Raw genomic sequence first — 26,427 nt, 5'->3', positions numbered from 1 at the left:
GTACATCTTTTGATGTGGCGACCGCGGTGGCGCAACTGCGCGATCTGGACGAAGACGTGCGCTTGGGGCCTTCGACGGGTGCGATTGTGGATGCGGCGGTGGCACGCAACATCCCTTACCGGCGCTTAACCCAAGGCAGTTTGGTGCAATTTGGCTGGGGCAGCAAACAGCGTCGCATCCAAGCCGCTGAATGCGACACCACCAGCGCGATTGCCGAAGGCATTGCCCAAGACAAAGAATTGACCAAGAAACTGCTGCATGCCGCTGGCGTTCCTGTACCGTTGGGCCGCCCAGTGGACAGTGCAGAAGATGCGTGGGCCGCAGCCCAAGAAATTGGCGGGGCTGTGGTGGTCAAACCCCGCGATGGCAACCAAGGCAAGGGGGTTACCGTCAACATTCATACCCGTGAGCAGGTGATGGCGGCGTACCACACCGCACTGGAATTTCGCGATGAAGTGATGGTGGAACGCTACTTGCCCGGCACCGACTACCGTTTGTTGGTGGTGGGCCAACAACTGGTGGAACCTCTATCGCCTTGGGGACACACACCAGATTGAAGCATTGCTTCCCATGTCGGCGGAGTTTGCCACCCCGCTGTGGACACTGGGTATGTCCAACTACGACTTTTTAGGTGATGGCGCCATCCTTTGCAGCTATACCGCAGACGGCAGCTGGTTCCTGGCAACACTGTCACCGGATAGCCAAACCCTGAAACCCGTGGAAACCCTGTACACCCAGATTTCCGATATTTATTGCCAAGGTGAGTGTGGCTGGCTGGTGGGCGCGGCACCACAACTTTCTGCAGAGCTGGCGCAATGGACAACAGATGATCGCAATCTGACAACCGTGGCTCGGGGGGAACCCCTGGGTATCGATGACGGGTTTCTTTCCCGCCCCCAGCCCATCAGTTTCCCGTCGGGGGACAATGCCGTTGCCCACGGGTTTTACTACCCACCGTCCAACCCCGATTACACTGCACCTGAAAACAGCAAACCACCCCTGATCGTCGTCTGTCACGGCGGACCCACTGGCGCTACGGGCACCAGCCTGAACCTTAAACTGCAATATTGGACCAGTCGGGGCTTCGCTGTTCTGGACGTCAATTACCGCGGTAGCACCGGCTACGGTCGCGACTACCGGCATGCGTTGGATGGCCAGTGGGGAATCGTCGATGTGGAAGATGTAGTGGCAGGCACCCGCTATCTGATAGATCAACAGCTGGTGGACCGGAAGAAAGTGGCCATTCGCGGCAGCAGCGCCGGCGGTTACACGGTACTGGCAGCACTGTGCTTTGAAGATATCTTCCGCGCCGGCGCCTGCCTATATGGCATTGGTGACCTGGAAACCCTCGCCCGTGACACCCACAAGTTTGAATCCCACTATCTGGAAAGGCTGGTCGGCCCCTACCCGGAACAGCAGGAAACCTATAGGGCGCGCTCGCCTATTCACCATGTTGATCGCTTTGATTGCCCGGTGATTTTCTTTCAAGGGCTGGATGACCGAGTTGTTCCCCCGGAACAAGCACTGACCATGGTCAAGGCCCTGCGTCAGAAACAGATGGCCGTCGCCTATCTGCCGTTTGAAGGAGAAAGCCACGGCTTCCGCAAGGCCGAAACCATCAAAACGGCTCTCGAAGCGGAACTGTATTTTTACGGCCGCGTGTTTCGCTTCAAACCCGCCGACCAGTTGCCAATCACCCCTATTTTCAATATTGGCCTGTAATCCGGTGGGAAGGTATCGTCCACCAGCCCCCAGAAGCGCTCCCTACATTACTCCGGAGGGTGCCAAATCCCTTCGAGAAGAGCTGCAGCAGCTGTGGAAAGTGGAGCGCCCTGCCGTGACAGCCGCCGTGCATGAGGCTGCAAAAAATGGCGACCGCTCGGAGAATGGCGATTACATCTACGGCAAGCGACGCTTGCGGGAAATTGACCGCAGAGTCCGCTATCTCAGCAAACGTCTGGATGAAGTTACCATTGTGGATAGATTGCCTGCGGATAAAGACAAGGTGTTTTTTGGTGCCTGGGTGACACTGGAAGACGACAATGGCGAGGAATTACGTTACCGCATTGTCGGCGCCGATGAAATTAATCCCGCAGAGAAGAAAATCAGCATCGATTCGCCCTTGGCGAAACAGCTGCTGGGCAAGCGTCTGGATGACCAGGTTCTACTGACCATCGAAGGTAAGCAGACGAGCTACATTATCGTGGAGGTGATCTACGAACTCCCTTAAGGATCGACGGTGTTCCCCTCACCTTCATCGGCTATCGGAGGTGTAACCAGAGAATCCAGCGGCAACTTCAAAATATCAATATCGAAATCCCCATGACGCAAGACCCGCTGAATCAGATAGTCACTGACCTCTCCAGCTTTATCCAAGGCAGACAAGTCGATCACTTGGCCCCTTGTAAGCGCCTGTTTGTCAGTGTCAAGGATCAGGCTTATAACCGGGAGCTGCCTCTGTTTCGGGGAGCTGGTCAGCACCACCGCGACACAACCATTTTTCAGTTCAACCAGCGTGCCCGGTGGATAGGGTCCGATGGCGTGGATAAATTCCAGGGCGAAATCTTCATCGAACTGTTTCCCCCGATTGCGATACACCTGTTGCAGCGCCTGCAGGGGTGTTTTTTCTTCCGCGTACACCCTAGGGCTAGTCATGGCATCGTAAGCATCAATGATGCTGATAATCCGTGAAAATTGCGGCAGGGTTTTGGCGTTAAGGCCCCGGGGATAACCCTTGCTATCAAGGCGCTCATGGTGGTTGATGACCGCATCGGAGGCAAAGCGGGAACCGTCTTCACTGTTCATCAGCAGTTTGCGCCCCAAGGAAGGATGGGTATTCATCAGTTCCTGCTCTTCCGGCGTCAGTGGCTCCACTTTCGACAACAGCTCAAGTGGCAGGCGCATCATGCCCATATCTGCAAATAGACCGTGCAAACCCAGCCTGAGGATATCCTTGGTGTTTAGGCGCAACAGGCGACCAAAGTTCACTGCCAGAATAGAGACGTGCAAACAATGATTGAGCAGGTACGCTTCCTTGTCCTTGGCATTGGTCAACCAGAGCATCGGATCGGGGTGACGCAACACACTGCGAATCATACTGCCCACCACCTTTTTGGCCAGCACCATGTCAACCTGGTTTTCACTACGTGCCTGGGCAAGCAATTGTGCAACGCTATTACGAGCTGCCAAGTAAACTCGGCGAGCCTGGGGCAACTCTTCGTAGAAGGTTGAAGTCAGGACATGTAGCGGTCGCTCGTTAATCGTTACGGCAAGAGAGGGCTTTTGATTCTGGGCCTGGCTAAAAATGCCGGTCTGGTTTTGTTTTGTCGTAAAGGCGTTGGCGTTAAGGTTTGTTTTGGCGAATGGATCTTTTTTCCCTGCCCATAAGCGCCCCTCTTTTTCCACGTACACATGGTTGCACAATTCACGGATTTTTTTGATTTCAGACAGGCTGCTGATGGTGAAACCCTGGGTCAGAAACGGCGTCCCCAACCAGGGACGATCCAGCTCCGCCACAAACATACCGAGCTTGACCTCGGAGGCGGGTATGCGAATATAGGCAGATTTGTCGAGAAATTTATTATCCATAACATTGCACTTCCAATCAGTGGCTTTCCTGGCAGATCGATCTGTGGCCTATTCGCTTTCCCCGGGCTGAGCTGTGCTATCAGAAACATTAAACGCCGACACGGCCATCCTCACCGGACAGTTTTCCAGCAATACACCATTTTCACCGTCCTTGAGGACTTTTCGTATCAGCCACTCTCTTGTGAGCGTACCCCGCTGAACATCCTGCAGGTCGATAAATTCCTCACCAATAGGCTGTTTATCCTGATCCAGCACCAGTTTAACCAATGGCAAGTGTCGCTTTTTCTCCATGGAAGACAGAACGATAGCCACATAACCATTGATCAATTCAACAATGGTACCCGGGGGGTATGGCCCCATCAGCTGGATAAACTCCAGTGAATAATCTTCGTCAAAGTGCGTACCACGGTGCCGATAAATTTCTTTCAAGGCATCCAGCGTAGAACGTGCCTGATCATAACAGCGGTCGCTGGTCATGGCGTCAAAGGCATCCACGATGGCAATAATTCGGGAATAACTGGACAGTTCATAGGCAAACAGTCCTCTGGGGTAACCCTTGCCATCAACACGCTCATGGTGGTTGATGGCCACGTCGATGGCACTGCTGAGAGAGCCTTCGGATTTCATCAGCAGTTTGCGCCCCTCTTCCGTGTGGGTTTTGATAATTTCAAACTCTTCGTCGGTCAGTTTGTCAGGCTTGTTGAGGATCTCAGGCGGCACTCGCATCTTGCCGATATCATGCAACATACCACCAACACCCAGTTTCACCAGGTCTTCTTTGGGTAGCCGTAAGTGGCGACCAAAAGCTACCGCGAGAATGCAGACATTCAGGCAGTGCTCCATGGTGTAGTGATCCACGTGTTTGATTTTGGCCATCCACAACAGTGCATGGGGGTTTCGTAAGATACTGTCGACGCAGTCGGTGACCACCTCCTTGGCGGCTTCGGTATCTACGGCATTACCCATTCGGGCCTGCTCAAGCAACTGCCCCACCGTTTTATTTGCACTTTCATAGGCCTGTCGGGCTACCGGATGTTCCGCTTCAACGGACTCTGAAACAGGGTGCGGGGAAGAGGTCATCATCACTTCGAGCGGTGATTTTTTTGTGATGGAGCTTTTGGCCCGCTTTTGCATGCCACTTTCACCGGAACCATCGGCATGGCGTTTGGGCAAACCAAAGTTGGCTCTGAACGGATCTTTTTTGTCCCCCCAGGTGCGGCCCTGTTTTTCCACATAAACGTAGTCACAGTACTCCTGCAACTTGCGGATTTCAGACATATGTCTGACCACAAAGCCCTGCAACAGGAAGGGAGTTTCCAGCCAAGGGCGATCCAGCTCAGCGACAAACATGCCGAGCTTGATACCGGAAACAGGCACCCGTATCAGATTAGATCGGTCAATAAATGGATTGCTCATTCAGACTTCCTTGGCAACAGCGATGAAGTATAGCGCCTTCATAGGCCTATTTTTATTACTCTTTCCTCAAAATACTCAGCTGATGCGACGAGCAACTTCCATTCGGAGGAACGGTACCAGTTCTTTCTCAAACCAGGGATTCTGGGCCAGCCAGCGACGATTCCGCGGTGATGGATGAACCAGGGGCAAAAATCGGGGCAAGTAATCCCGCCAGCGCTTTACACGCTCAGTGAGGTTGCGGTGATGGTCGGCGAGGTAGTAGGACTGGGCATATTGACCGATCAAGAGCGTTAAACCGAGGTTGGGCAGGGACTCAAGAATGGCTTCGTGCCAGAGGGGTGCACACTCAGGTCTGGGCGGCAGATCACCGCTGCGCCCTTTCCCCGGGTAACAAAATCCCATCGGCATAATGGCGATACGTGAGGTGTCGTAGAATTGTTCGGAAGTTAAACCCATCCAGTTTCGCAGCCGTTCTCCACTGGGGTCGTCCCAGGGGATACCACTGGCATGCACCCTTGTGCCCGGCGCCTGTCCGATAATCAGCACAGAGGCTGTGGAGGCTGCCCTCACCACCGGCCTCGATCCGAGAGGCAGATCCTCACAGCGCTCGCAGGAGCGCACCTCTTCAAGGAGATTTTGCAGAGGAATATCAGACGTTGCCATCGTCCTGGCTGGCCCAGTAGGTATCGAGAAGAAGGCTGCCCAGAGTGCCGAGCACTAACCACAGTGGCCAACTGCGCTCCGGAACTGTCAGCAATACCCAGGCAACACCCAGCATGACGAACAGCGACACCAGCGGCATTTTGACTTTCATGTTCATGGAAAAACCACGGTCGAATGGCAAGACTCGGTTCACCAGCGGAGCGGCTGCAGAAAGCAGAATTCCCAGCCACGGCAAAGCAAACTCACGCAACAGCGCCACTAATGCGATGGCAGTGGAAGCCAACATCCAGGCAAGAAACAAATACGAACAGACGCGCTTTAACACGGAGCTCATGCGCCGGGCTGACCAGGCGACAGGGCATCCAGCCCCTTACTGATACCTCGCCGCAGATACTCCGGCAACACCAGCATCGCCGGGGTTACCAGCAGGGTCAGGATGGTCGAAAACATCAGGCCATTGACGATGGCCGCCGCCAGTTGTTGCCACCATGAGGCCAACTCGCCCCCAACTTCAATCTGGCGGTGAACAAAATCCAGGCTGACATTACACGCCAATGGCAATAATCCAACAGCGGTGGTCACAGTGGTCAACAGCACCGGGCGCAACCGTGTCATGGCCGCCATTCTCGCTGCATCCAACGCCGACATATGAATAGATTCACGGCGCAGGTGGTTATAGGTATCAATCAGGACAATATTGTTGTTCACAACAATTCCGGCCAGAGCGACAATGCCAATACCGGACATCAGGACACTCAGGGGCTGTTGCATCACCAGCAGACCCAGCATCACTCCCGCCGTAGACATCACCACGGATGACAGGATCAGGAACGCCTGATAGAAACTGTTAAATTGCATCACCATCAATATCAACATCAGGAACAGCGCCATCAGGAATGCGACGCCGAGAAACGCGATGGAATCCTCCTGCTCCTCGTTGGCACCACGAAAATCGATCTTTACTGATACTGGAATTTCTGCACTTTTCAACCACTCCCGTATTTCCCTGACTTTGTCGTCCGGCAATACGCCATCTTCGGTATTGGCACGCACCATCAGTACTTCCTCGCGATCAATGCGCTGAATACTGTCGACCCTCGGCCTGGCGATTCGGATGACGAAAGAACTCACCGGTACGGCGCCGTTAGGAGTAGTTACACGCAGCTCATCCAGGGCAAACAACCCACGCTCCGACGCCGGGTAACGCACCCGAATCTCCACTTCGTCTTCCGCATCATCCGGACGAAATTCACCGATCTTGATGCCGTTGGTAACCAACTGCACCATATTGCCGACCTGCAGGGTATCAACACCGAGCATTGCCGCTTCGGCCCTGTCGACCACCAGTTCCCACTCGATACCTGGCAGCGGCAGGGTGTCATCCACATCCAGCAAGCCGCTGACCCCATGCTCCAGGTAATAGCGAATCCGTTGTGCGGTCTCGCGCATCGCCTGACGGTCATTGGAAGACAGCTGTAACTGGATATCCTTGCCCACCGGCGGTCCGCCCTGTACCGGCTCAGCCGACACGATGATGCCCGCCATGTCCGTGGTGGCTTTGCGTATTTCTGCAAACACCTGATGACTGCTTACATCCCGGTCACTGGCCCGATCCAGCTCCACCAGAATATTACTGATCTGATCCTTGGCCCGTTCCAGGTTAGAGCCGATACCATTGCCCTGGCTGGCGGCATAGACCGCTTTCACATGGGGGATAGCCATCACCCGCTGTTCTACTTCGGTGGACAGGCGGGACATTTCCGCCACCGGCAGGTTGCCCTGGGCCCGCACGGACACAATGCCGTAACGGTCTTCGGTATCCACAAAAAATGACACACCTCGACCAAAGGCACCGTAGAGCACAAAAATCAGCAACAGTAGCGAGAGTACGGCACTCACCGTCAATACCGGGCTTGCAAGCGCCTTGCTGATAAAGCGGCCATAGGCCCGCCCCAGAATACCCAGGTTGGCATCTTTTTCCGGTTCACGGCTGCTGTCAGCCTTACCACTGGGCTTCAGTCCACGTGCAAATAACACCCCCAGCACAGGCACAAAAAACAGGGCATACAGGAGTGACCAGCTGAGAACAGCAAATACGGTGATGGGCAGGTAAGCCATGAACTCCCCGACTACTCCCGGCCACATCATCAGGGGTAAAAACACCGCCAGCGTGGTCGCGGTAGATGCCACCACGGGCAGAAACATGCGGCGCACTGCCGCCACATAGGCCTCCCTGGCGGGATATCCGGCCAGTGACTGCTGATCCGCATATTCCACCACCACGATGGCGCCATCGATCAACATCCCCAGTGCCAGCAGCAGCCCGAAAATCACCATAAAGTTAAAACTGTAGCCCAGCAGATAAACAATGATGGTGGCACCCAGCAGAGAGAACGGGATACCCATCCCCACCAACAGTGCCGAGCGCAGACCCAGTGCGGCCAGTACCACCACCATCACCAGCGCGATTGCCGTGAGAATATTACCCTGCAGCTCATTCACCATCTGCAAGGCAAAGTCCGAGGCATCAAAAATATAATCGATCTGCACACCCTGAGGCATCCGGGGAGAGGCGGCATCAACCACCTGCTTGACTGCATCCACGGCCAGAATGGCGTTGGCCTTATTGCGCTTGAAGACTTCAATCGCCATGGCCCTTCGGCCGTTGATATGGCTGAAACCGGAACGATCTTTAAAGGTACGGCGTATATCCGTCACATCGGACAGAGTCACCACACCATCCGCATTAAATTTCACCGGCAGGTTGATCACATCTTCCCGGTCTTCAATCAGGCCCGGCACCTTGACGCCAAAGCGCCCACGCGCGGTGTCGTACTCCCCGCTGGGAATCAGCAGATTATTGGCAGATACGCTCTTCAGGAGCTCCTCTGCGGTGAGGTTGTAGTGCTCCAGACGGGAGGGGTCGAGCAGCACTTCCACCACCTCTTCGCGATCACCGGAAAGATTGGCCTCGAGAATTTCCGGCAGCGCCTCAACATCCTGACGCAACTGCCTGACAATATGAAACAGCTCCCGCTCGGTGAGCTGATCGCCGGAAAACGTAATCACTACCGTAGGTTCAGGAGAGGCCGACATCTCCTTGACCAGGGGCTCATCGGTATCATCGGGGAATTCTGCCTTGGCACGGCTGACCGCCTCGCGGACATCGGCCAGAGCCGCATCCACGTCAATCTCCGGCTCAAATTCGACGATAGCAAAGGCCGATCCCTCCCTGGCCTGTGCAGTCAATTCTTCTACCCCATCAAGGGATTTCAACTCCGTTTCCAGAGGTTTCACCAGCAGGCGATTGGCATCTTCCGGGGAAATGCCCTGATGGGTCACCATCACCATCACATAAGGCACACTGACATTAGGGTTGAGATCAACACTAATCCAGGAGCGGGCAAACACGCCAGCAATCAGCACAAACAGAAGTAGCGAGACGGTCGCCCGGGAGTGACTGATAGCGCGTTCGAGAAAATTCATAGGGGGCGCTGGTCCGCTATGGTCCAGGTATCTTCCTCAGCCATCACCTGTTCACCACTGGAGACATATTCCTGGCCCACGGTAATTAGCCTCACTTTTTCCGGCAGGCCGGTAATCCAGACCCCTTCACCGTCATCGCCCACCAGATTCAGCTCGACAAACTGTACCCGATCCTGGTCATCGACAATCTTCACGCCGGCTTCACCGGCATCACCCAAAGCCAGCAACGCTGCGGGGATACGATGGGCCATCACCTGGTCTGCAGACACCTGGATATGGCTGGCCACACCCGCGCGCAGTCGAAAATCCGGGTTAGGCAACAAAATTTCCATTTCGTAGGTGCGGGTTTGAGGATCTGCGAGATGGCTAAGGTAGACCACCTCACCGGTCACTTGCTCGCCAGTAGCCAGTTTGACACTCGCCTCACTGCCGGCGGAGATCTGCACCACTTCACGCTCCGATAACCTGGCAACGACCTTTAACGGATTGATCTCCACCAGTTCCGCACAAATATTGGTGCGGTCCATGTAATCACCCACCTCAACCGGGCGGTCATCCACAAAACCGGAAAATGGCGCGACAATTCGGGTGTTGGCAAGATTAACCCGGGTTTGTGCCAGAGTGGCTTTGGCACTCTCCAGACGCGCCTTGGCCTGGGCAATAGCCGATTCAGACTGATAACCCTTCTGCTTGAGCTTTAAGGCCCCCTGGTAATCGATTTCCGCCTGAGCCACGGTTGCTTCCGCTTCGACCACCCGCTGTGGTCGGTCTTCCTCAGCGAGTTCGCAAACCACATCTCCCTCGGCAACTGCCTGGCCTTTGGCCACCGGCACCGCGACTACACGGCCACTGATTTCGGCTTTAAGGATGACTTCACGGTTGGGAGACGTTCTTCCCCGAGCCAGAACCTGTCGGGAGTATTCCTGAGCTTCGCTCCAAACCACCCTCACTTTAGCCAGGTCAGACGTTTCGGTTTGAGGTTGTTGGGAGGCTTCCTCCTCACCATTGGTGAGCGCACCACTGAGAAACCAGCTAATGACGAGCACCAGGGTCACCAGCGCGATTTTTACATTGGCATTCAAATCAGTTCTCCGCCAAACAGTGGCTGACAGTACGCGGGTTTCCCCACATCACTGCAGCTATGGTAATCAAGCTCTCACAGGATTGGAAAGAAAGTCATCTCACGCCTGCCCAATGTCTAACGAAATCACTCATAACGACCACAACAAACAGCCATCAACCCCATTAACCAGTTCATATGAAGAGCCCCAGCATAGGGTTTCCATGATATTTATCATGGCAGCGGCCATTGTCCGCAAGTGGGCATTATCGATCGCCTACTGGCAACAGACGGTGGAAGAAAAAAGTCTCTGCAACTCTTCAAGTGCTTCTCTCCGCCAAAGCATATTGACAACAATGTGTTGGACTCGAAAAAAAACATCCCTCAGACATGCAGACTAGTTAGTCTAACTTTTAATGACAGGATACAAAGCATCTCTGTCACATTGTTATTTTTTAGAACTGGTATAGATGCAATGCCCCGATTTGATGGATTCCTAATTTTCAGCCACTCTCATCACTCCTCTCTCTGGCAAAAAGTTTATGGAGGTCGCGTTGATATTGACCGGATGTCTATAAAAAAATACGAGAAAGGGTTTTACGAAGATCATCAAGCCTAAATGGTTTGCTCAGATAAGCATCCATACCAGCTGCTATCCCTTTGCTGATATCTTCGTCCATTGCATAGGCTGATATGCCGACAATTTTGATATGACTATTGCTCTTTTCTAATTGATCTCGAATATAACGGGTTAACTCTATACCACTCATTCCCGGCATTCGAACATCAGTAAGAACCAGATCAATATTTGTTAACTGCTTAAGCCTTTCTATAGCATCCTTCGCACTGTCAGCCATGATGAACTTATAGCCAAGATGTTCCAGCTGAGCCGCCAGGACCATTTGATTTGTCTTGTCATCCTCTACAACCAACACAAATTTAGCGTCATCAGCCACATCAACACCCCCTACTTGAACCTCTGACTCGACATCATAATCGAGCTTATCTCTGTATTTTGGTTCCTGATCAGTGATAGGCAGCTCGACAGCAAATACTATTTCATGCTCTGAATCAGAGCGGACAGATAGTGCCCCCCCCATTAGCTCTACCAATCGTTTTGAGATAGCAAGGCCGATGCCTGCCCCGTCTACAAGGCTTTTATGAATATCAAGTCGCTCAAATGGGCTGAAAATACGGGCCTTCTCTTCTTCCGACAGTTCTCTGCCTGTATTACAAACCAGAATCGCCCCTCGATCACCAGACAATCCTTGGTAATAGACATTTATTTCAGAGCCTTCAGGGCTATATTTGCAGGCATTAGAAATCAGATTGAATAGCACCTGTGATAGACGTGTATTATCTGCAACAACGATTGCAGGGTTCTCTCTGACAGTGAATTTTATTTTCTTTCCTTTTTCTTCTGCTATTTTCTGGACAACACCTGAAACGTCCTTAAAGGTTTTGCTAATCGAGAGAGGCTCTAGAAACAAATCTATAGCCCCAGCCTCCAGCCTTGGCAAATCCAACATATCATTTACTAGCGATAACAGGTGCTGCCCTGAAGTGCTTATTGTTTTTACCTTTTTAATAAGCTCCTGGGGCGCTTTCTGTTCAGAAATAACAAAATCAGAAATACCTATGATGGCGTAAAGCGGGGTCCTCAGTTCATGACTCATATGCGATAGAAAATTCGACTTGGCCCTGTTTGCCTCGTTCGCTTCTTCCCGCAGGGCAACCAACTTCTCCTGATGCTGACGAATATTTTCTCGAGACCATTTAAAATCTGTAAGTAACCCGTCTAATTCAGCATGCTTTACCTTTGGCAGGGGGTATTCAAAGTCCCCTCTTGTAAGCGCTGTCATCGCATCTGATAGCCTTTCCAGAGGAACACCGATATTCAGCCTGAAATATAGGAACATAAAGAACAAGCCTGCAGAAAAAAGCCCTAAATTCAAAGCCTCTATCTGGTAGCCAAATTCTGAAATTGATAACAGGTCATGATCTAGATCTAAAACAAGTTGAAGTTCCCCAACGCTCTTGTCCAGGAATAATAACCGTTGTGTTAGAAGTATTTCATTTTTCTGAATCATGGGTTCCCATGGATCCAGCGGGTACAATTGCTTTCCATTGTCCCTTATGACGCGAATACGTTTCCAACCGTCCCTGGCCTCTTGAGACTCGAGCAATTCGAACATAGTCGAGTAGTCACGCTGTAGCATTGGCGTGATCACTACTGACCCCAGTTGATTAAGTGTACCTTTGTGGGCATCAACGAGGGATTGGCGAATGGTCGACTCTTCCAGCGGCATGAAAACAAATATTCTCAGGGATAGAATAAACAAGGCCAGCCCCATCAATCCAAGGGCTACGGTGGAACTAACCGACCTTAACTTACTCCTATTCCGAGACATAAAAATCTCTTAACCCCCAACTCTTCAGTATTAAATAATCGTCAATACTAGCCCGCTCCGGAAGATCTATTGGGACTTCTGAAAATAGGCTATTTGTCGCCAGATCTTCACCAAGGTCCAAGAACGCTCTTTGTATCGTCACTCGGTCCTCATCTGATAATCGAGGATGAACGCATATTGGATGGGGATTCATTGGCCTTGTTTCATAAAGAACACGCAAGACATCAGACATCTTATTGGGTAGTTCCATGAATGTCCCCCTCACGCCGCCACCTGCTGAAGCATCACCAAGAACTACATTTAGGTACACCGAAGTGTGCGTCTTCACGTAGATGGGCACTACCTGAACACCGAAAAGGTTTTGCAGATCCGCCCTCATTAGCAAAGATGCCCCAAGAGCGTTTGGGGCAGGAAAAGCGACTTCTTGTCCATCAAGCTGGCTTACTTCGTTGATACCACTATCTTTTCTTACAACAAGAATACCTTTAAGTTTCTTCTTGCCATCTTTGATTATGGGCACATACCCTTGCGTTTCATTTGCAATTACGGCGTGCCATGGGTTGGCATAAATAATATCGAACTCACCTTTTTGGAGCGACGACTCAAATTCTGGGATAGTTTTACTTCCCATCAATTTGAATGTATGACCCGTTTTCAAAGACAGCGCATCGAGTATAGGCTGCCATGTTGAGTGCAGCTTTTTTGCTTCAAACTGAGGAACAACACCTACAGTAAATTCTGCGGCTATAGCTGAGCCAACGATAGAAGGCGCGAGTAGAACTACGGCAACCAACAATACTGCGAGGCGATAAAAAGCACGCTCAATTTTGAGCAAAGAAAAAGATTGATAGCCGTTAGTAAACTTACTCTGAAAATACATTCTTTCACCTAGAAACTTATAACTGTTTGCAGATATCCATAGTGTGTATCAAATTTATCGCCTGAAACATTTTCACTGAAATCACCTGCAAAGAGATTGGTAAAACCGACCATGAATTTTAAATTTCCAGGCAAAACATCCCAGACAACCTTGGCCTCAAGTTGATCGCCAAGATCTGTACCAGAACCGCCACTGGTATCTCGTAATTTGGCCTTTGTCCATGCATCCTTGCTTGATGCGAGGGACATGTGCCTCATGGTTACTTCCATGGAGATATCTTTAGCTGGTGCAAGAGTAAGCCCAACCCCAGGAGACTTCAGATTCTCTCTGGCAAATGCACCGTATATTCCTGTGGGGCCGAACTCAAAGGCAGTAACCCCGTACAAGGAATGGAAGCGATTGTTATCTCCGTCCGTCGGATTCCTGTCACCACTTGCGTAGTCGAACAAAAGCTCAAGCCTTGGATTCATAGCCACATCAAAGCTATACCCCAATCCCAGGTGGCCGTACCAGGCCTCATGATCTAACGACCTGGTATCACTATCTAATGGGCTGCTATGAGAACTGCCCCATTGATAGTATGTTTCAACCTCGCCATAAAAGCTGCCCTTTTGGGGAGCATTGAAGATGCGCCCCCCTACCGTAGTTATATTGAAATTTGAAGTGGGTACTAGGGCACTGTCCTTTTCTATCAGTTTCAGCGCAGTGAGTTCAGTTGTCCAACCCTTCAGCATTGAAGGTGTTGAGAGAGTTCCACCGAAGAATCTGATATGGCTAGTCTCCACATCTGTCTGGTGTTCATTATCCAGCAATGATTCGGGATCCGAGGGCAATCGGGTTACTGGCAAAAAATAAAAAAAAGTTGCATTGAAATGATCAGACCGCCAATCAGACCTGAGGCCCGTAAACGTATTCTCAGTTGCGCGAAAACGGGTGCTGGCAATCAACCTGCGACTGCCCATATCCATCGTTTGCCGACCCAACTGAAATGACAACTCGTCTCCTTCACCAAAAATATTCCTGGCTGTATAAGCTAGGTAGCTTTGTATAAGCTCAGATGTATTAACGACAGCGGTGGAAATAGGCGAGCCACTATCAGCCCTATCCTGACGAGCATCCATAAACTCACCAACCAATGAAAACCCCTCAAAAACAAACTGGGCTTTCAACTGGTTTCTGAATACAACTACCTGATCGCTATCACCACGCCCACCACGATATTGCCCATCTAGGGACTCGTACCGGGTTAAGCTTTTACCACTTAGGCGAAATGTGTCACTATCAATGCTATCCTGTATGCGCCATGGTCCTGCAATGCAAATTTCTGCAATAAAAAATGTGCACGCGATGAAAAAAACACCACACCATCTGAATAGTTTTGCTTTTCTCAGATGCAGCGCATTGTGTATTTGGTTGATAAGCAATTGCCAACACCGTCCAAACGGACCACTCATATACTTTTAATTATTCTTTCCTATGAATTTCAAAAATACTTTAAGAATTTCAATTTCCGAAAGTGCGCAAATAATTGACGTCTGATATATAGAGTGGTCAAGTACTCTGGCGATTAAAATCACTGAAATTTTCAAGTGGCTTCAAGTCGCTACGGTTAGCCAGCTCATTAAGCCACAGCAGCAAGGCACGTGGAGGCATAGCCTTGGCAATGAACCATCCCTGTGCCTCATCGCAGCCAATCTCTCTGAGCCAGACATAGGTCTCATAATCCTCCACCCCTTCGGCGACAACATTGATTTTCAGTTGTTTCGCCATTTGTACGGTATTTTCCACAATCGCCCTGGAGGCCGCACAGGTCATCGCCGTCTGGATAAAATGCATGTCAATTTTGACTTGGGAGAATGGAAGCTTACTGAACTGAGCCAGGGACGAGTAGCCAGTGCCAAAATCATCCATGGATACGCCATAACCTTTAAGCCTCAGCCGGGAGATAATCTCGTAGGCTTTGGAAAAATTCTCGAAAACCGTGGTCTCCGTGAGTTCAAACTTTATCCGGTCGGCCGGGCATCCCATTTTACCAGCCAGTGCGACAATTTGATCCGGGAACTCTGATTCGGAAAGGGCTGAAGGCGGCAAGTTAATGGCGAGCTGGATACATTCCGGCAAGTAATGTTTCAGGACACTGCAGCCACTCAGCACCCTATCGGTAACGTACTTGAATAAAGGTAGTGACAGATTGTGCTCTTCCACAATGGGCAGAAATGCATTTGGCGGCACCATACCCAGCTCGGGGTTTTCCCAACGGATAAGGGCCTCCAGACCGGACAGTTGGCCCGTTGCCAGGCTCACCAGCGGCTGGTAATGCATTTCAAATTCCCCTTCATCCATGGCCCGTAACACATCATCAAGTGATACTGGGTATTCCCTCTCCACAGCCTTTTTCTTCGCTTCATGTTCTATGGAGAGTAGATTGCGAAATACAGATATCCTGAAGGGCTTCTCAATAGCTCCCAGCATATCCAGTTCTAGCCCCTGCCCATACTGGACAGCGGTCTCAAGCAACCGTGAGTCGTACCCACTGGTGAGGATTATCCGCGCGCCACAACCCCGCTGAGCCAGTCGCCGAAGACACTGAATACCATCGACCTTGGGCATGTTGAGGTCGAGCACGATGACATCGTATGAAAGGTGATCGCCCTCTAGCAGTTCCTCCACAGATGTCATCGTGTTCACGCGACAACCCAGCTGCGCAGCTGCCGTAGCCATAGTCTCAGCAACCAGCTCTTCATCATCAATGATGGCAACCCAGGGCGAGGCCGTAGTTGACATTTGTAAAGAATTCATTATTTCTTACCTATTCTCGTACGATCGTTTTAAAAAATCTTTTAATTCATTAACCCGTACCGGTTTTGAGAGGCAACCCACCACGTCAATACCCCACTCCCGGGCTTGGTCTTTACTCTGCTGAAGCAAGTCGGGGCATACCCCGCTCAGCAAAAGCACTTTTGTGGGAACTTTCTCTATAGCCATTTCATGCAACACATCAATGCCGTTCATCCCCGGCATGTCCAGATCAAGCACCAACAAGTCAGCGTTTAAAATACTCCAAACAACAGACGGACCAGGCATGATCGCATTTGCATTAAAGCCCAAGTAGGCGGCCACTGTGCAGAGGGTAGCGGCATAGTACCGGTTGTCGTCGATGATCAGAAGTTTGGGAGATGACTTTTTATTTCTCAAGTACATCGTTTTTCACTCCATTAGAGTTGAAATTTATTTTAATTATTTTTCCGAGGTCCCGCTTTCTAAAGGGCTTTATCAGCAAGTTTTCCGGAGTAAAAATGGTTTCGGACGCAACCAGCCCAGTGAAGCCGCTCATATAGATCACCTGCATTTTGGGATCGTGTTTTTTGGCCTTTTTAGCCAATTGAATACCGTTCACTTCGCCAGGCATCACCACATCCGTGAGCAGCAAATCAAAATGTGCGCCGGGTGCCCGGAGCAACTCTAGGGCGTCCTCGCCGCACACAGCTGCCACCACTTCATAACCCAGGCTTTGCAGCCAGGTACTAGTCGCCAGCAACAGTGCTTCCTCGTCCTCAACCAGCAGAATTCGTCCTGTCCCCTTAAAGTCATCGGTCTTCCACATGGGCTCAGATTTGCCGAGGTCACCATCACAGGTGGGAACGGAGATCGAAACCGTCGTGCCAAACCCCTCTTCAGAGTATAATTTGATGCTCCCCTTGGCATGGTCTACGAATGACTGAACCATGGGCAAACCAAGGCCGGTGCCACTACCAAGGGGCTTGGTGGTGAAAAAAGCTTCCATCGCAGAACCGAGCACTTCTTTCGACATTCCGGGGCCGTTATCCGAAACACGAATGGAGACATAGGGGCCGGGAGTCATTCTGCCGAAAAAGCAGTCACCTTCATCGAAGTTAACAATGCTGGTGGTTATCCTGATAACACCATCCGTTCTCGACGTTTCCAGCAGGGCATCTCTGGCATTGATTACCAGATTGATCACGGCAGTTTCAAAACCGGAAACATCCAGCATGCAAGTGGTGTTTCCATCAACCAGGCTCATTTCAAAAGCAATACCCCTGCCGGTTGAGGCCCGCAGTAGGTTCTGCATTTCTGTTAGCGTCTGGTTGATGTCCACTTCAACTGCACTAAGGTTCTGCTTCCTGGCGATCGACATGAGTTTTTTAGTCAAACCTGCCCCACGCAGTGACGCTTCCAGGGCGACATCCATGAAGTTGTTGATGGTCGAATCATCACCTAGCATTTCTCTGGCAAGATCCAGGTTGGCGACGATAATGCCGAGCAGGTTGTTGAAATCGTGAGCCAAACCGCCGGTCAACTGACCAATCACTTCCATGCGTTGGGCGCGTATCAAATGCTCCTGAGTATCACGTTCGTTGGTGACATCATCTATCAGCCAGACATAGCCGTTCTCAGGCCTGTCACCCACAAGAGGCCTGCCAGTCAAGCGCCCCCAAAATAACGAGCCGCCGTTCTTACGTTTTAATCGTGCTTCCAAAGTAATATTTTCTTCCAACGGCATGTGCGAAAAGCCCTTAGAAAATTGTTCGAATTCCTCCTCTATGGCAAACAGCACATCTGGGCATAAACCAACCAATTCATCCTCAGCAAAGCCGAACAGCTCCCTTACTCGCCTGTTACACCGGATAATAACGCTCTGATCAAGATTGTCTTTTTTCGTAAATAAGATGCCGATCGGCGCAGCATCAAAAATGGCCTGCAGCTTAAGAGTTAGGGCTTTCAATTGGGCCTGGTTCTGCTGCGACTCTGTCACATCGCGTCCAATACCAACCGTTCCGATTACATTGCCATAGTTATCCAGTACCGGCCGCTTAATGGTGTCGATCCAGCGTTTTGTGCCGTCGCAGTGGTACAGCATTTCGGTCACCTCGTGTACCTCCTTGCTGGCAATAACTTTCATATCATCATTAATATAGTCTTGCGCAAGGTCATGGGGCCATATCTCGCAATCGGTTTTTCCAAGCAATTCTTCACGTGTGCGCCCTGCGGCATGACAGAAGGCTTCATTGACTGCGACAAAGCAACCATAAACATCCTTGAACCAGGCCATATCCGGAATATTTTCCAGCAACGCATTACTTTTCGACTCGTTCAATTTCCGTTCGCTCACATCGCGAAGGAACCAAGCGAAATAGATGTGTTCACCCAGCTCCACTTTCTCGATAAATATCTCCACATCCCGGAGGGAACCTTCTTTGGTCAGAGCCTTGAACTCCATCAGCCGACCGAGTATTTCGGTTTTCCCCGTTTCCAAGTGGTGTTTTAACCCTATGTCGTGGGGCTCCCGATGCTCCGGGGGAATAATCATGCCGGTCAGTAATCGGCCTTTAGCCTCGCCTTCAGTCCAGCCAAAAATGCATTCCGCCGCCGGACTCCAGGTCGTCACCAGCCCTTCAGTGTCAGTCTCTACCAGGGCATCAACGGAGCCATTGATCAACTGATTTAGGTGATCGGCATTTTCCTGGGCTATTTTCTGATCGACCAGCCGGCGCTGAATGGCAATGATGATGTAATACGCCGCTACAGCACCGAAAATTGAAATAAGCAGGATAAAAAAAGCCAACCAATCAAACCCGTCTGTCAACAGTAGTGGTCGGGCTCCGGTGGAAAAGGCAAACACCAGGGGCACATCAGCCACGCGCAGAGTGCTTATATGGTGAAACTGCAGTGCCTTGATATGGCCCAGTGAACGCGGAGGCACATCTATATTTGCAACGTGATGACCATAGCGGTACACATTTCGATAGCCCGTGTTGTCCCTCACAAAAAGGTGAGCATAGACCCCTAAATCATTTTCTGGGGCGGCTTTCAGTAATGCATGGCCAAGGGCATACATTCCGAAAACCATACCAATGGGCTCAGATTTCCCTATTGTCGATACTGGTGTAGTGACCAGCAATGCATCACTGTAACTTTGATCCATGAACGGCGGCAGTGAAGACTGGTGCGGGATACAGGCAGCCGACTTACCCGAAATCATCATTTTCTCTATAAGACCGGCACAGGCAGGGAAAAGCTGGTTGAAATCCTTGTCGCGGAGAATATTGAATTGCGAGGATACAGACAGGTATTGAACTTTCATCGCGCTAGCGGCTAAAGCCGAAGCAGACCGAGCGTCGCTGTCCTCTGATGCTGAAAATGGCACCCAGCCGAGCACCTGATCATAAGGCCCACTATCCCGATCAGATCTGGCGAAGGAGTCGAACTCTGTCTCCGTCACATGCACAGAGGCCAAAAAGAAACCGGCTAGATATTTTTGCCGTTCAAGCTTGGCCTCGTATATATCGGCAACATCACTATACCATTGGTCCACGATTAGAGATTTTAGACCAAGGTTTTGACCCTCTTGATGGATCAGGTAGGCAAGCATGATGAGATTGATGGAACAGAAGGTAAGTAGTGCGGCCAGAAACGCTTTCTTCTTGCCAGGAAGCACTCGCATGTTATTACTATCCATTTGAGCTATTTCCTCAGCTATACGTTTATATTGCCCAAACAGATTACCGACTGATGACATACCTTTTCCGAAGAGCGGTAAACGTCTTCGCTGGGAGGGGCAGCATGCAAGTACCTGTAGATAAAAAACCTTTTCTTACATCGGTTAATTCAGCATAGTATTAGGCTTTAGCCGCATTCAGCTGCTATCTAAACACGTATAGATACTACAGATACTAGCGAGACAGGTGAAGCGCCGCTGTAAAATTTTTGTAAATTCAGATTGTGTTGTGAGCTTTGTTCATGCCCGGAAAGGAAAAACATCTTGAGCGTCCACGGGTTTGCGTGGTCGAAGATGACGACTCGCTACAACGAGTCTACCGTCAACTGATTGAGCATGCGGGCTATGACTACCAGGGAGTTTATTCGCTCGATGAGGCACGCCAGGAACTGACCGGCAATACATTCGACCTGATCATTCTCGATTGGACATTGCCGGACGGCAGTGGAGACTCTTTGATCAAGCAGTGTCGTGAGCAACTGCGCCTGAACGTCCCCATCATTATCGTTACCGGGCTGGATGAGGACGCCAACATCGCCAATGCGTTGTTGATGGGGGCTGACGACTACATAGTGAAACCCTTTCAGAAGCAGGTGTTCATGGCCCGCTGTTCTGCCGTTCTGAGACGAACCAGCCTCCTGTATGCCGAAATGCAGCACGAACCGCAGAACGATTACTCGCCCTACAGGTTTGACGAAACCAATCAACAGGCCTATTTTCTCGACCAACCGATCAGCCTGACGCTCAAGGAATACCAGCTTGCCCTGCAGCTGTTCAGCCATAATGGTAGCCTTTTTTGCCGCAAGGCGTTACTGGAGTCCGTGTGGGGTGTTGCCAATGACATCGACACCCGTACAGTGGATGCGCATATCGGCAAGCTGCGCCGGAAAATGCAATTGATACCCGAACACGGCTGGCAGATCACCACTGTGCACGGCTTCGGCTATCGCCTGGAGCGGGTCAACGCGAAAGGGATGAGTATCTAGTCATCACAGCAGCCCCACTGGAGCATACGGACGCCTAGCGCTTTCTCGCCAGGGTCAGTCCATCACCAATGGGCACCAGGCTGATATCCACGCGCTCATCCGATAATAACTTCTGATTAAAGGCTCGAATAGCACGGGTATCTGTATCCTGCTTTTCGGGATTAATCACTGATCCATTCCAGAGTACATTGTCGACAGCAATCAGTCCCTCCGGCCTTAACAACTGCAGGCAACGCTCGTAATAGGCCTCATAGTTTTCCTTGTCGGCATCGATAAAAGCAAAATCGAAGTCTGCAGGATGCCCCCTGTCGATCAACGACTGCAACGTGTCGACAGCCGGAGCCAGGTGCAGATCGATCTTGTGGCCGATACCCGCCTGCTGCCAGTAGCGCCGGGCAATATCGGTGTATTCCTCGCTGATATCACAGGCCAGCAGATAACCGTCATCTGGCAGTGCGGCAGCCACCGCCAGTGAGCTGTATCCGGTATAGACACCCACCTCGATCACCCGACGTGCACCGCTCAGTTGTACCAGCATCGCCATAAACTGGCCCTGCTCAGGGGCAATCTGCATATTGGCGTTGGGCAAGCGGGCGGTTTCCTCCCGCAGGGCCTTCAACACCTCTGCCTCACGCAGGGAGATATCCAGCATATAGCGGTACAGATCAGGACTGAGATTAATCGTCTGACTAGACATGTCGTCCTCCTGTCGGCGAATGACGAACCCACATCGACCGGAAGTAGGTCAGCTGTCCTGAGGTTGTGGGGATTCAGAAGAATCCTCGTCATCGACAACTGTAGGCTGCGGTCGAACACCGGCCCCCAGCATTATCCCCAGCCAGTAGGTTTCTTCGTGATTCTCCAGGGCAATTTTGACCATGATGGTCAGAGGAATGGATAACAGCATACCCACCGGGCCAAGCACCCAACCCCAGAACACCAAGGACAGGAACACCACCAGTGGTGACAGGTTAAGCCCCTTGCCCATCAATTTCGGTTCCAGGCCATTGCCCACCACCACGTTGACCACCAGATAACCGGCAGCCGTCAATCCCGCCACCAGCGGGCCCAACTGAATCAGCGCCAGCAGCACGGCCGGGACGGCGGCAATAATGGAACCGATGGTCGGGACAAAATTGAGCAGGAATGCGAGCAGCCCCCACATCACCGGGTAGTCCACATCCAGGAACCACAGCCAGATCATCACCAGCACCCCGGTAAGGAGGCTGAGCAGCGATTTGATACCCAGGTAACTATTGACGCTCTGGGTGAAACGCTGCAACGCCTCGCCGGTAGAACCATTGTCCTTGCGAGCCGACTGCAGCTTTTCACTGAAGCCCATTTCCTCTGCGAGGATAAAAACCACCGTCAGCAAAATCATGAAGGCATTGGTCATAACATTGCCAAAGGAACTCAGGGTGTTTCCCGCCAGTTGCATCACCTTGCCCGGGTCGAAACTTTGTCGCATCTGTTCCATGTCGAGGGTAATGCCCCGTTCATTCATCCAGTTAAGCACCCCCACACTCATGGTTTGCAAACGTTCCTGGTACTGGGGCAGATTCTGGCGAAAATCATTGATGGAGGCACCCACTAAAATGCCAATCAGCCACCCCACCAGAACCACCAGGCCAATGATCAGACAGATGGCCAGCCCACCGGGTACCCGCAGCTGTTTCAGTTTGGCGAGAAGCGGGGAAAAAATCAGGGCAATAAATACCGATAACAGAAACGGCACCAGGAGAGTTTCTGCCGCTTTCAGCCCTGCCACGACCACGACGAACGCAGCCGCAATAATGATCCCACGGACCATAGGTGATGATTCCCTTGTCATTCCTCGTCTCCTTGCAATTGCTCCAGCAATTGTCGAACTTCATCGATACCTTTTGCCGTAAGTAGCGGACCAGACCCGCCCATGTACTCGCGCTCGCTGATCTCACAACAGGCCAGCCGCAGGGCCTCAAGCTGCTCATTATGTCTGATCGGCACGCCCAAAAATACTTGCCAGTCATTTTCCGTCGCCTCCCCCGCCACCACCATGGCCAGCAAGGTCTCGACGTTATGCTTTTTCAACTGGTAGACCGGAGTACCCACACGTACGAAAACAACGATCGCGACAAGCACGACGATAAACGTCAGCAATAGGGTCAGCAGAAAAGTCATGGCGCAATCAACAGTTTCAGGGCAACCACCAGGGTAACGACAATAATCACCGGCTGCACCAGTGCACCACCGCGACTGATCACCAGGTTTGAGCCCAGCCTGGCGCCAACTATCTGTGCCAGCGACATGGCGATGGCCAGCGACCAGATCACGTGTCCACCGAGAATAAAAATCGCGGCAGATACGCCGTTCACCGACAGTACCATAGCCTTCGTTTGAGCTGTGGCTTTACGCAGTCCATACCCCATCAGCCAGACCATCAGAAACGGAAAAATGGAACCCATGCCAGGACCAAAAAAACCGCCGTAGAATCCCATCAACGGTGCCGCGGTCATGGCGAACTGCAGACTGGAAATTCGCGGCTCTCGGTGATCATCACTGATGCGCGGGGACACCAGAAAGTAAAGGCCGATGGCGATCAACAGGGCGGGAATCAATGTCGCCAGCACTTCATTACCCACCCGTTGCACCACCCAGGTGCCCAGGCATGAACCGATCAGCGCCGTTGCCATAGACGGCAGCAACGGTTTGAGGTCGAGATGCCCTTTGCGGAAAAAATTCCAGGTGGAGGAAAGCGTGCCCAAGGTGCTCTGCACCTTATTGGTGGCCAGTGCGGTGATGGGTGGCAATCCGGCCCAAAGCAGTGCCGGCAAGGTCAGCACGCCTCCAGCCCCGGCGATGGATGAAATAAATCCCGCGGCAAAGGCGATAACAACGAGTAATACAAAAACAGCGGGATCAGGCAAAGGAGTAAAACCCGTGACTAGTGCAGCACCGCAACCTTTACAGCCCTGCCCGGTAATAACAACTTAAGTGGTTTTGAACTGTTCAAGCTCTGCTCTCAGGCGAGCAAGATGGTCGGGGGTCGCCGGGGCATAACCACCGGGCTGTTTCTCGATTTCATCGACAATACTTTTGATACGGTCAATGCGCTTTTGAAGAATTTCCATACTCTGGTTGATAGCTTCGGCTTCGGGCTGAAACATGTCATAGCGACGCAGGTTTACCCGGGCGGTGAAGTCCCCCTCCGAGATGGACTCTATTTCCCGCACCATCACATAGAGCGGGCCGGCAATTCGGTGGCTGGCGATCAGACTGCCCCACCAGACGCCACCGATCAGGAAAATCTCCACCACCGCCACAATGAGTGTGTGCCAACCGTTGAGCAGGAATCCCCGGTAATCGGGTAACAGGGTATTGACGATGATAAACAGATTGATCAACAGCACCGAAGCTGCTGCGGCAACCAGCGCATACTGATATTGAAATCGACCGTTAACAACGACCGTTTTGCGTCGGTTATCCATGATTTTCTCCACCAGGCAGGTGAGGTCAGACTATTACAACAGCCGCTAACGGGCAAACGATTATTACCCGGCACCAGGCCCCAAAGGCTGACCATAGCTGAATTCCACATAGTTGCCATTGGGGTCCTGCAGCCCACAATAGTAACCGACCGGGAAAGGTTCCTCACGGGGCGGCCAAACCAGTTCTCCTCGGGCATTGGCCCGTTCCGCCAAGTCATCCACCGCTTCCCGGCTGGGCATGGCAAACCCAAAATGACGGTAGTCATCATCCGGCAGCGCCAGATTGCGGCCACCGTCCATCAATACAAAGATTAAATCCTTTTCACGCCCGGATTCTGCCAGCCAGACAATGCGCTGTTGTCCGTTGTTACGAGCATGGCAGATCTCCATATCGCAGTAGTATTGATAAAACGCGACACAGGCATCCATGTCTTCCACATGAAGCGCAATATGTGTGAGGCGGGGAAATACCGGGTCCATTGCTCACTCCGCAGAAAATGACCTACAGGGATTATAGTGAACCCGGTAACCGGGTTTATAACTCCCGGGTGGCTCGGAACTGCAGTTCCGGGTAGCGCTCCTCAGTGAGGGCCAGATTGACCCTCGTGGAGGCCAGGTAGGTAAGATGCCCGCCTCCGTCGACGGCGACGCCATCTGGCACCTTGCGTTTCAACTCTTCGATTTTCTTGTTGTCGTCCGATTCTATCCAGCGAGCAGTGTAAACATTCACCGGCTCGTAGACCGCTTCGACCCCGTATTCATCCTTGAGGCGGTAGGCCACCACGTCAAACTGCAACTGCCCCACGGCACCCACGACAATGTCATTGTTGTTGAGGGGAAAGAATACCTGGGTGCTTCCCTCTTCAGAAAGTTGTTGAAGACCCTTCTGTAACTGCTTGGTTTTTAATGGGTCTTTAAGGCGAATTCGACGAAAAAGTTCCGGAGCAAAGTGAGGAATACCGGTAAACTTCAGATCCTCGCCCCCGGTAAAGGTATCGCCAATCTGGATGGTACCGTGGTTGTGCAGGCCGATAATATCACCGGCCACAGCCTCCTCCACCGCTACACGATCACCGGCCTTGAAGCCCACAGCATCGGCAATGCGGATATCCTTACCGATACGCACATGGTGCATCTTCATACCCTGCTGGTAGCGACCGGAACAGACCCGCATAAAGGCGATGCGGTCCCGATGTTTCGGGTCCATGTTCGCCTGAATCTTGAAGACGAAACCGCTGAACTGCTCTTCTCCGGGGGTTACTTCCCGCTCCACAGCCAGGCGCGGTTGCGGCGCAGGCGCCCATTGCACGAAGTGGTCGAGCATTTCCCGCACTCCAAAATTCGACAGTGCCGTACCAAAAAATACCGGCGTCAGTTGCCCGGCCAGAAACAGTTCCAGGTCGAACTGGTGGGTGGCGCCACGCACCAGTTCGATTTCCTCACGGATATCGTCAACGTAGTAACCCAGCAGCTCGGTCGCCTCTTCGGAATCAATTCCCGCAACCTGAATATCTTCGGGAATGGTGTGTCCCTGACCAGGCTTGAAGACATGGATCGTATCGGTATACAGGTTGTAGACGCCTTTGAAGTCATGCCCCATGCCAATCGGCCAGTTAATGGGGGCCCCGGCAATTTTCAGCACCGATTCGATTTCGTCCAGCAGCTCGATGGGGTCGCGAATATCCCGGTCCATCTTGTTGACGAATGAAATGATCGGCGTGTCACGAAGGCGGCACACATCCATCAGTTTGATGGTGCGATCCTCTACGCCCTTGGCACCGTCGATCACCATCAGCGCAGAATCCACCGCCGTTAAAGTGCGGTAGGTATCCTCGGAGAAGTCCTCGTGCCCAGGGGTATCCAGCAGATTCACCATGGCGTCCTTGTAGGGAAACTGCATCACCGACGAAGTCACCGAGATGCCCCGCTCCTTCTCCATCTGCATCCAGTCAG

At 51.8% G+C, this 26,427-nt stretch carries 23 protein-coding genes; 4 read left to right on the top strand and 19 right to left on the bottom strand.

The genetic code is table 11. The features are described from left to right. The 3 genes from ACYZYZ_RS05280 to greB form a co-directional block, all read left to right on the top strand. Positions 1-557: acetate--CoA ligase family protein (locus ACYZYZ_RS05280; protein ID WP_461483507.1), on the top strand; the 557-nt coding region annotated here is incomplete at its 5' end. Positions 558-570: 13 nt separating this feature from the next. Continuing rightward, positions 571-1,722, top strand: coding sequence for an alpha/beta hydrolase family protein (locus ACYZYZ_RS05275; RefSeq protein ID WP_461483506.1), 1,152 nt, complete (start codon positions 571-573; stop codon positions 1,720-1,722). Positions 1,723-1,726: 4 nt separating this feature from the next. Next, complete coding sequence (greB, locus tag ACYZYZ_RS05270) at positions 1,727-2,230, top strand: transcription elongation factor GreB (protein WP_305170908.1); 504 nt, start codon at positions 1,727-1,729, stop codon at positions 2,228-2,230. Here the strand turns inward: greB and ACYZYZ_RS05265 are convergent. The 12 genes from ACYZYZ_RS05265 to ACYZYZ_RS05210 all read right to left on the bottom strand — a co-directional run bounded on the left by ACYZYZ_RS05265 (position 2,227) and on the right by ACYZYZ_RS05210 (position 19,982). Further along, a complete protein-coding gene (locus tag ACYZYZ_RS05265; protein ID WP_305170909.1) occupies positions 2,227-3,588 on the bottom strand; it encodes an HD-GYP domain-containing protein in 1,362 nt (453 codons plus the stop codon). The two genes, greB and ACYZYZ_RS05265, sit on opposite strands and share 4 nt — an antisense overlap. A gap of 48 nt (positions 3,589-3,636) precedes the next feature. After that, a complete protein-coding gene (locus tag ACYZYZ_RS05260; RefSeq protein ID WP_461483505.1) occupies positions 3,637-5,004 on the bottom strand; it encodes an HD-GYP domain-containing protein in 1,368 nt (455 codons plus the stop codon). Positions 5,005-5,079: 75 nt separating this feature from the next. After that, a complete protein-coding gene (locus tag ACYZYZ_RS05255) occupies positions 5,080-5,667 on the bottom strand; it encodes a uracil-DNA glycosylase family protein (RefSeq protein WP_461483504.1) in 588 nt (195 codons plus the stop codon). Beyond that, a complete protein-coding gene (locus ACYZYZ_RS05250; protein ID WP_461483503.1) occupies positions 5,654-6,001 on the bottom strand; it encodes a hypothetical protein in 348 nt (115 codons plus the stop codon). The genes ACYZYZ_RS05255 and ACYZYZ_RS05250 overlap by 14 nt, the downstream gene beginning before the upstream one ends. Then, entirely contained in the window at positions 5,998-9,153 is a 3,156-nt protein-coding gene (locus ACYZYZ_RS05245) for an efflux RND transporter permease subunit (protein ID WP_461483502.1), read from the bottom strand. The genes ACYZYZ_RS05250 and ACYZYZ_RS05245 overlap by 4 nt, the downstream gene beginning before the upstream one ends. Continuing rightward, positions 9,150-10,235: an efflux RND transporter periplasmic adaptor subunit gene (locus ACYZYZ_RS05240; protein ID WP_305170915.1), complete on the bottom strand. Its 1,086-nt coding sequence runs from the start codon at positions 10,233-10,235 to the stop codon at positions 9,150-9,152. The genes ACYZYZ_RS05245 and ACYZYZ_RS05240 overlap by 4 nt, the downstream gene beginning before the upstream one ends. Before the next feature lie 550 nt (positions 10,236-10,785). Next, entirely contained in the window at positions 10,786-12,522 is a 1,737-nt protein-coding gene (locus tag ACYZYZ_RS05235; protein ID WP_461483501.1) for a response regulator, read from the bottom strand. 88 nt (positions 12,523-12,610) lie between these two features. Next, positions 12,611-13,504 carry a phosphate/phosphite/phosphonate ABC transporter substrate-binding protein gene (locus tag ACYZYZ_RS05230; protein ID WP_461483500.1) on the bottom strand — a complete coding sequence of 298 codons (894 nt, stop codon included), beginning with the start codon at positions 13,502-13,504 and terminating at the stop codon, positions 12,611-12,613. 8 nt (positions 13,505-13,512) lie between these two features. Continuing rightward, positions 13,513-14,928 (bottom strand): alginate export family protein, encoded by a 1,416-nt coding sequence (locus ACYZYZ_RS05225; protein ID WP_461483499.1) that lies wholly within the window; start codon positions 14,926-14,928, stop codon positions 13,513-13,515. Positions 14,929-15,055: 127 nt separating this feature from the next. Beyond that, positions 15,056-16,303, bottom strand: coding sequence for an EAL domain-containing response regulator (locus ACYZYZ_RS05220; protein WP_305170771.1), 1,248 nt, complete (start codon positions 16,301-16,303; stop codon positions 15,056-15,058). 6 nt (positions 16,304-16,309) lie between these two features. Beyond that, positions 16,310-16,705: a response regulator gene (locus ACYZYZ_RS05215; RefSeq protein ID WP_305170770.1), complete on the bottom strand. Its 396-nt coding sequence runs from the start codon at positions 16,703-16,705 to the stop codon at positions 16,310-16,312. Further along, positions 16,689-19,982: a PAS domain S-box protein gene (locus ACYZYZ_RS05210; RefSeq protein WP_461483498.1), complete on the bottom strand. Its 3,294-nt coding sequence runs from the start codon at positions 19,980-19,982 to the stop codon at positions 16,689-16,691. Before ACYZYZ_RS05210 ends, ACYZYZ_RS05215 begins: the two co-directional genes overlap by 17 nt. A 281-nt stretch (positions 19,983-20,263) precedes the next feature. Here ACYZYZ_RS05210 and ACYZYZ_RS05205 point away from each other — a divergent pair, with 281 nt between their 5' ends. After that, positions 20,264-21,007 (top strand): response regulator transcription factor, encoded by a 744-nt coding sequence (locus tag ACYZYZ_RS05205; protein WP_305170768.1) that lies wholly within the window; start codon positions 20,264-20,266, stop codon positions 21,005-21,007. 34 nt (positions 21,008-21,041) lie between these two features. Here ACYZYZ_RS05205 and ACYZYZ_RS05200 read toward each other — a convergent pair whose 3' ends face one another. The 7 genes from ACYZYZ_RS05200 to ACYZYZ_RS05170 form a co-directional block, all read right to left on the bottom strand. After that, on the bottom strand, positions 21,042-21,704 hold the full coding sequence (locus tag ACYZYZ_RS05200; protein WP_461483497.1) for a class I SAM-dependent methyltransferase: 663 nt from the start codon (positions 21,702-21,704) through the stop codon (positions 21,042-21,044). Between the two features lie 48 nt (positions 21,705-21,752). Next, positions 21,753-22,838 carry an AI-2E family transporter gene (locus ACYZYZ_RS05195; protein ID WP_305170766.1) on the bottom strand — a complete coding sequence of 362 codons (1,086 nt, stop codon included), beginning with the start codon at positions 22,836-22,838 and terminating at the stop codon, positions 21,753-21,755. Next, entirely contained in the window at positions 22,835-23,167 is a 333-nt protein-coding gene (locus tag ACYZYZ_RS05190) for a hypothetical protein (protein ID WP_461483496.1), read from the bottom strand. The genes ACYZYZ_RS05195 and ACYZYZ_RS05190 overlap by 4 nt, the downstream gene beginning before the upstream one ends. Continuing rightward, a complete protein-coding gene (locus tag ACYZYZ_RS05185; protein WP_461483495.1) occupies positions 23,164-23,913 on the bottom strand; it encodes a TSUP family transporter in 750 nt (249 codons plus the stop codon). The genes ACYZYZ_RS05190 and ACYZYZ_RS05185 overlap by 4 nt, the downstream gene beginning before the upstream one ends. A gap of 63 nt (positions 23,914-23,976) precedes the next feature. Then, a complete protein-coding gene (locus ACYZYZ_RS05180) occupies positions 23,977-24,474 on the bottom strand; it encodes a methyl-accepting chemotaxis protein (RefSeq protein WP_305170762.1) in 498 nt (165 codons plus the stop codon). A 63-nt stretch (positions 24,475-24,537) separates the two neighbouring features. Further along, positions 24,538-24,954 (bottom strand): VOC family protein, encoded by a 417-nt coding sequence (locus ACYZYZ_RS05175; RefSeq protein WP_461483494.1) that lies wholly within the window; start codon positions 24,952-24,954, stop codon positions 24,538-24,540. Between the two features lie 55 nt (positions 24,955-25,009). Then, positions 25,010-26,427 (bottom strand): peptide chain release factor 3 (locus ACYZYZ_RS05170; RefSeq protein WP_461483493.1); only part of this gene is annotated, 1,418 nt, incomplete at its 5' end.

Source organism: Porticoccus sp. (assembly GCA_023261185.1).
GTDB classification, from domain to species: Bacteria; Pseudomonadota; Gammaproteobacteria; order Pseudomonadales; family Porticoccaceae; genus Porticoccus; species Porticoccus litoralis.
Note: the sequence above shows the minus strand (reverse complement) of the source record. Positions and strands in the feature narration are given on the sequence as shown.

Excerpts from the sequence above, each read along its gene's own strand:
- ACYZYZ_RS05215 (WP_305170770.1), bottom strand. The coding sequence starts at position 16,705 with ATGTACTTGAGAAATAAAAAGTCATCTCCCAAACTTCTGATCATCGAC.
- ACYZYZ_RS05245 (WP_461483502.1), bottom strand. The coding sequence starts at position 9,153 with ATGAATTTTCTCGAACGCGCTATCAGTCACTCCCGGGCGACCGTCTCG.
- ACYZYZ_RS05195 (WP_305170766.1), bottom strand. The coding sequence starts at position 22,838 with ATGACAAGGGAATCATCACCTATGGTCCGTGGGATCATTATTGCGGCT.
- ACYZYZ_RS05265 (WP_305170909.1), bottom strand. The coding sequence starts at position 3,588 with ATGGATAATAAATTTCTCGACAAATCTGCCTATATTCGCATACCCGCC.
- ACYZYZ_RS05175 (WP_461483494.1), bottom strand. The coding sequence starts at position 24,954 with ATGGACCCGGTATTTCCCCGCCTCACACATATTGCGCTTCATGTGGAA.
- ACYZYZ_RS05275 (WP_461483506.1), top strand. The coding sequence starts at position 571 with ATGTCGGCGGAGTTTGCCACCCCGCTGTGGACACTGGGTATGTCCAAC.
- ACYZYZ_RS05190 (WP_461483496.1), bottom strand. The coding sequence starts at position 23,167 with ATGACTTTTCTGCTGACCCTATTGCTGACGTTTATCGTCGTGCTTGTC.
- ACYZYZ_RS05220 (WP_305170771.1), bottom strand. The coding sequence starts at position 16,303 with ATGAATTCTTTACAAATGTCAACTACGGCCTCGCCCTGGGTTGCCATC.
- ACYZYZ_RS05235 (WP_461483501.1), bottom strand. The coding sequence starts at position 12,522 with ATGCCGCTGGAAGAGTCGACCATTCGCCAATCCCTCGTTGATGCCCAC.
- ACYZYZ_RS05250 (WP_461483503.1), bottom strand. The coding sequence starts at position 6,001 with ATGAGCTCCGTGTTAAAGCGCGTCTGTTCGTATTTGTTTCTTGCCTGG.
- ACYZYZ_RS05205 (WP_305170768.1), top strand. The coding sequence starts at position 20,264 with ATGCCCGGAAAGGAAAAACATCTTGAGCGTCCACGGGTTTGCGTGGTC.
- ACYZYZ_RS05230 (WP_461483500.1), bottom strand. The coding sequence starts at position 13,504 with ATGTATTTTCAGAGTAAGTTTACTAACGGCTATCAATCTTTTTCTTTG.
- ACYZYZ_RS05180 (WP_305170762.1), bottom strand. The coding sequence starts at position 24,474 with ATGGATAACCGACGCAAAACGGTCGTTGTTAACGGTCGATTTCAATAT.
- ACYZYZ_RS05260 (WP_461483505.1), bottom strand. The coding sequence starts at position 5,004 with ATGAGCAATCCATTTATTGACCGATCTAATCTGATACGGGTGCCTGTT.
- ACYZYZ_RS05210 (WP_461483498.1), bottom strand. The coding sequence starts at position 19,982 with ATGGATAGTAATAACATGCGAGTGCTTCCTGGCAAGAAGAAAGCGTTT.
- ACYZYZ_RS05255 (WP_461483504.1), bottom strand. The coding sequence starts at position 5,667 with ATGGCAACGTCTGATATTCCTCTGCAAAATCTCCTTGAAGAGGTGCGC.
- ACYZYZ_RS05200 (WP_461483497.1), bottom strand. The coding sequence starts at position 21,704 with ATGTCTAGTCAGACGATTAATCTCAGTCCTGATCTGTACCGCTATATG.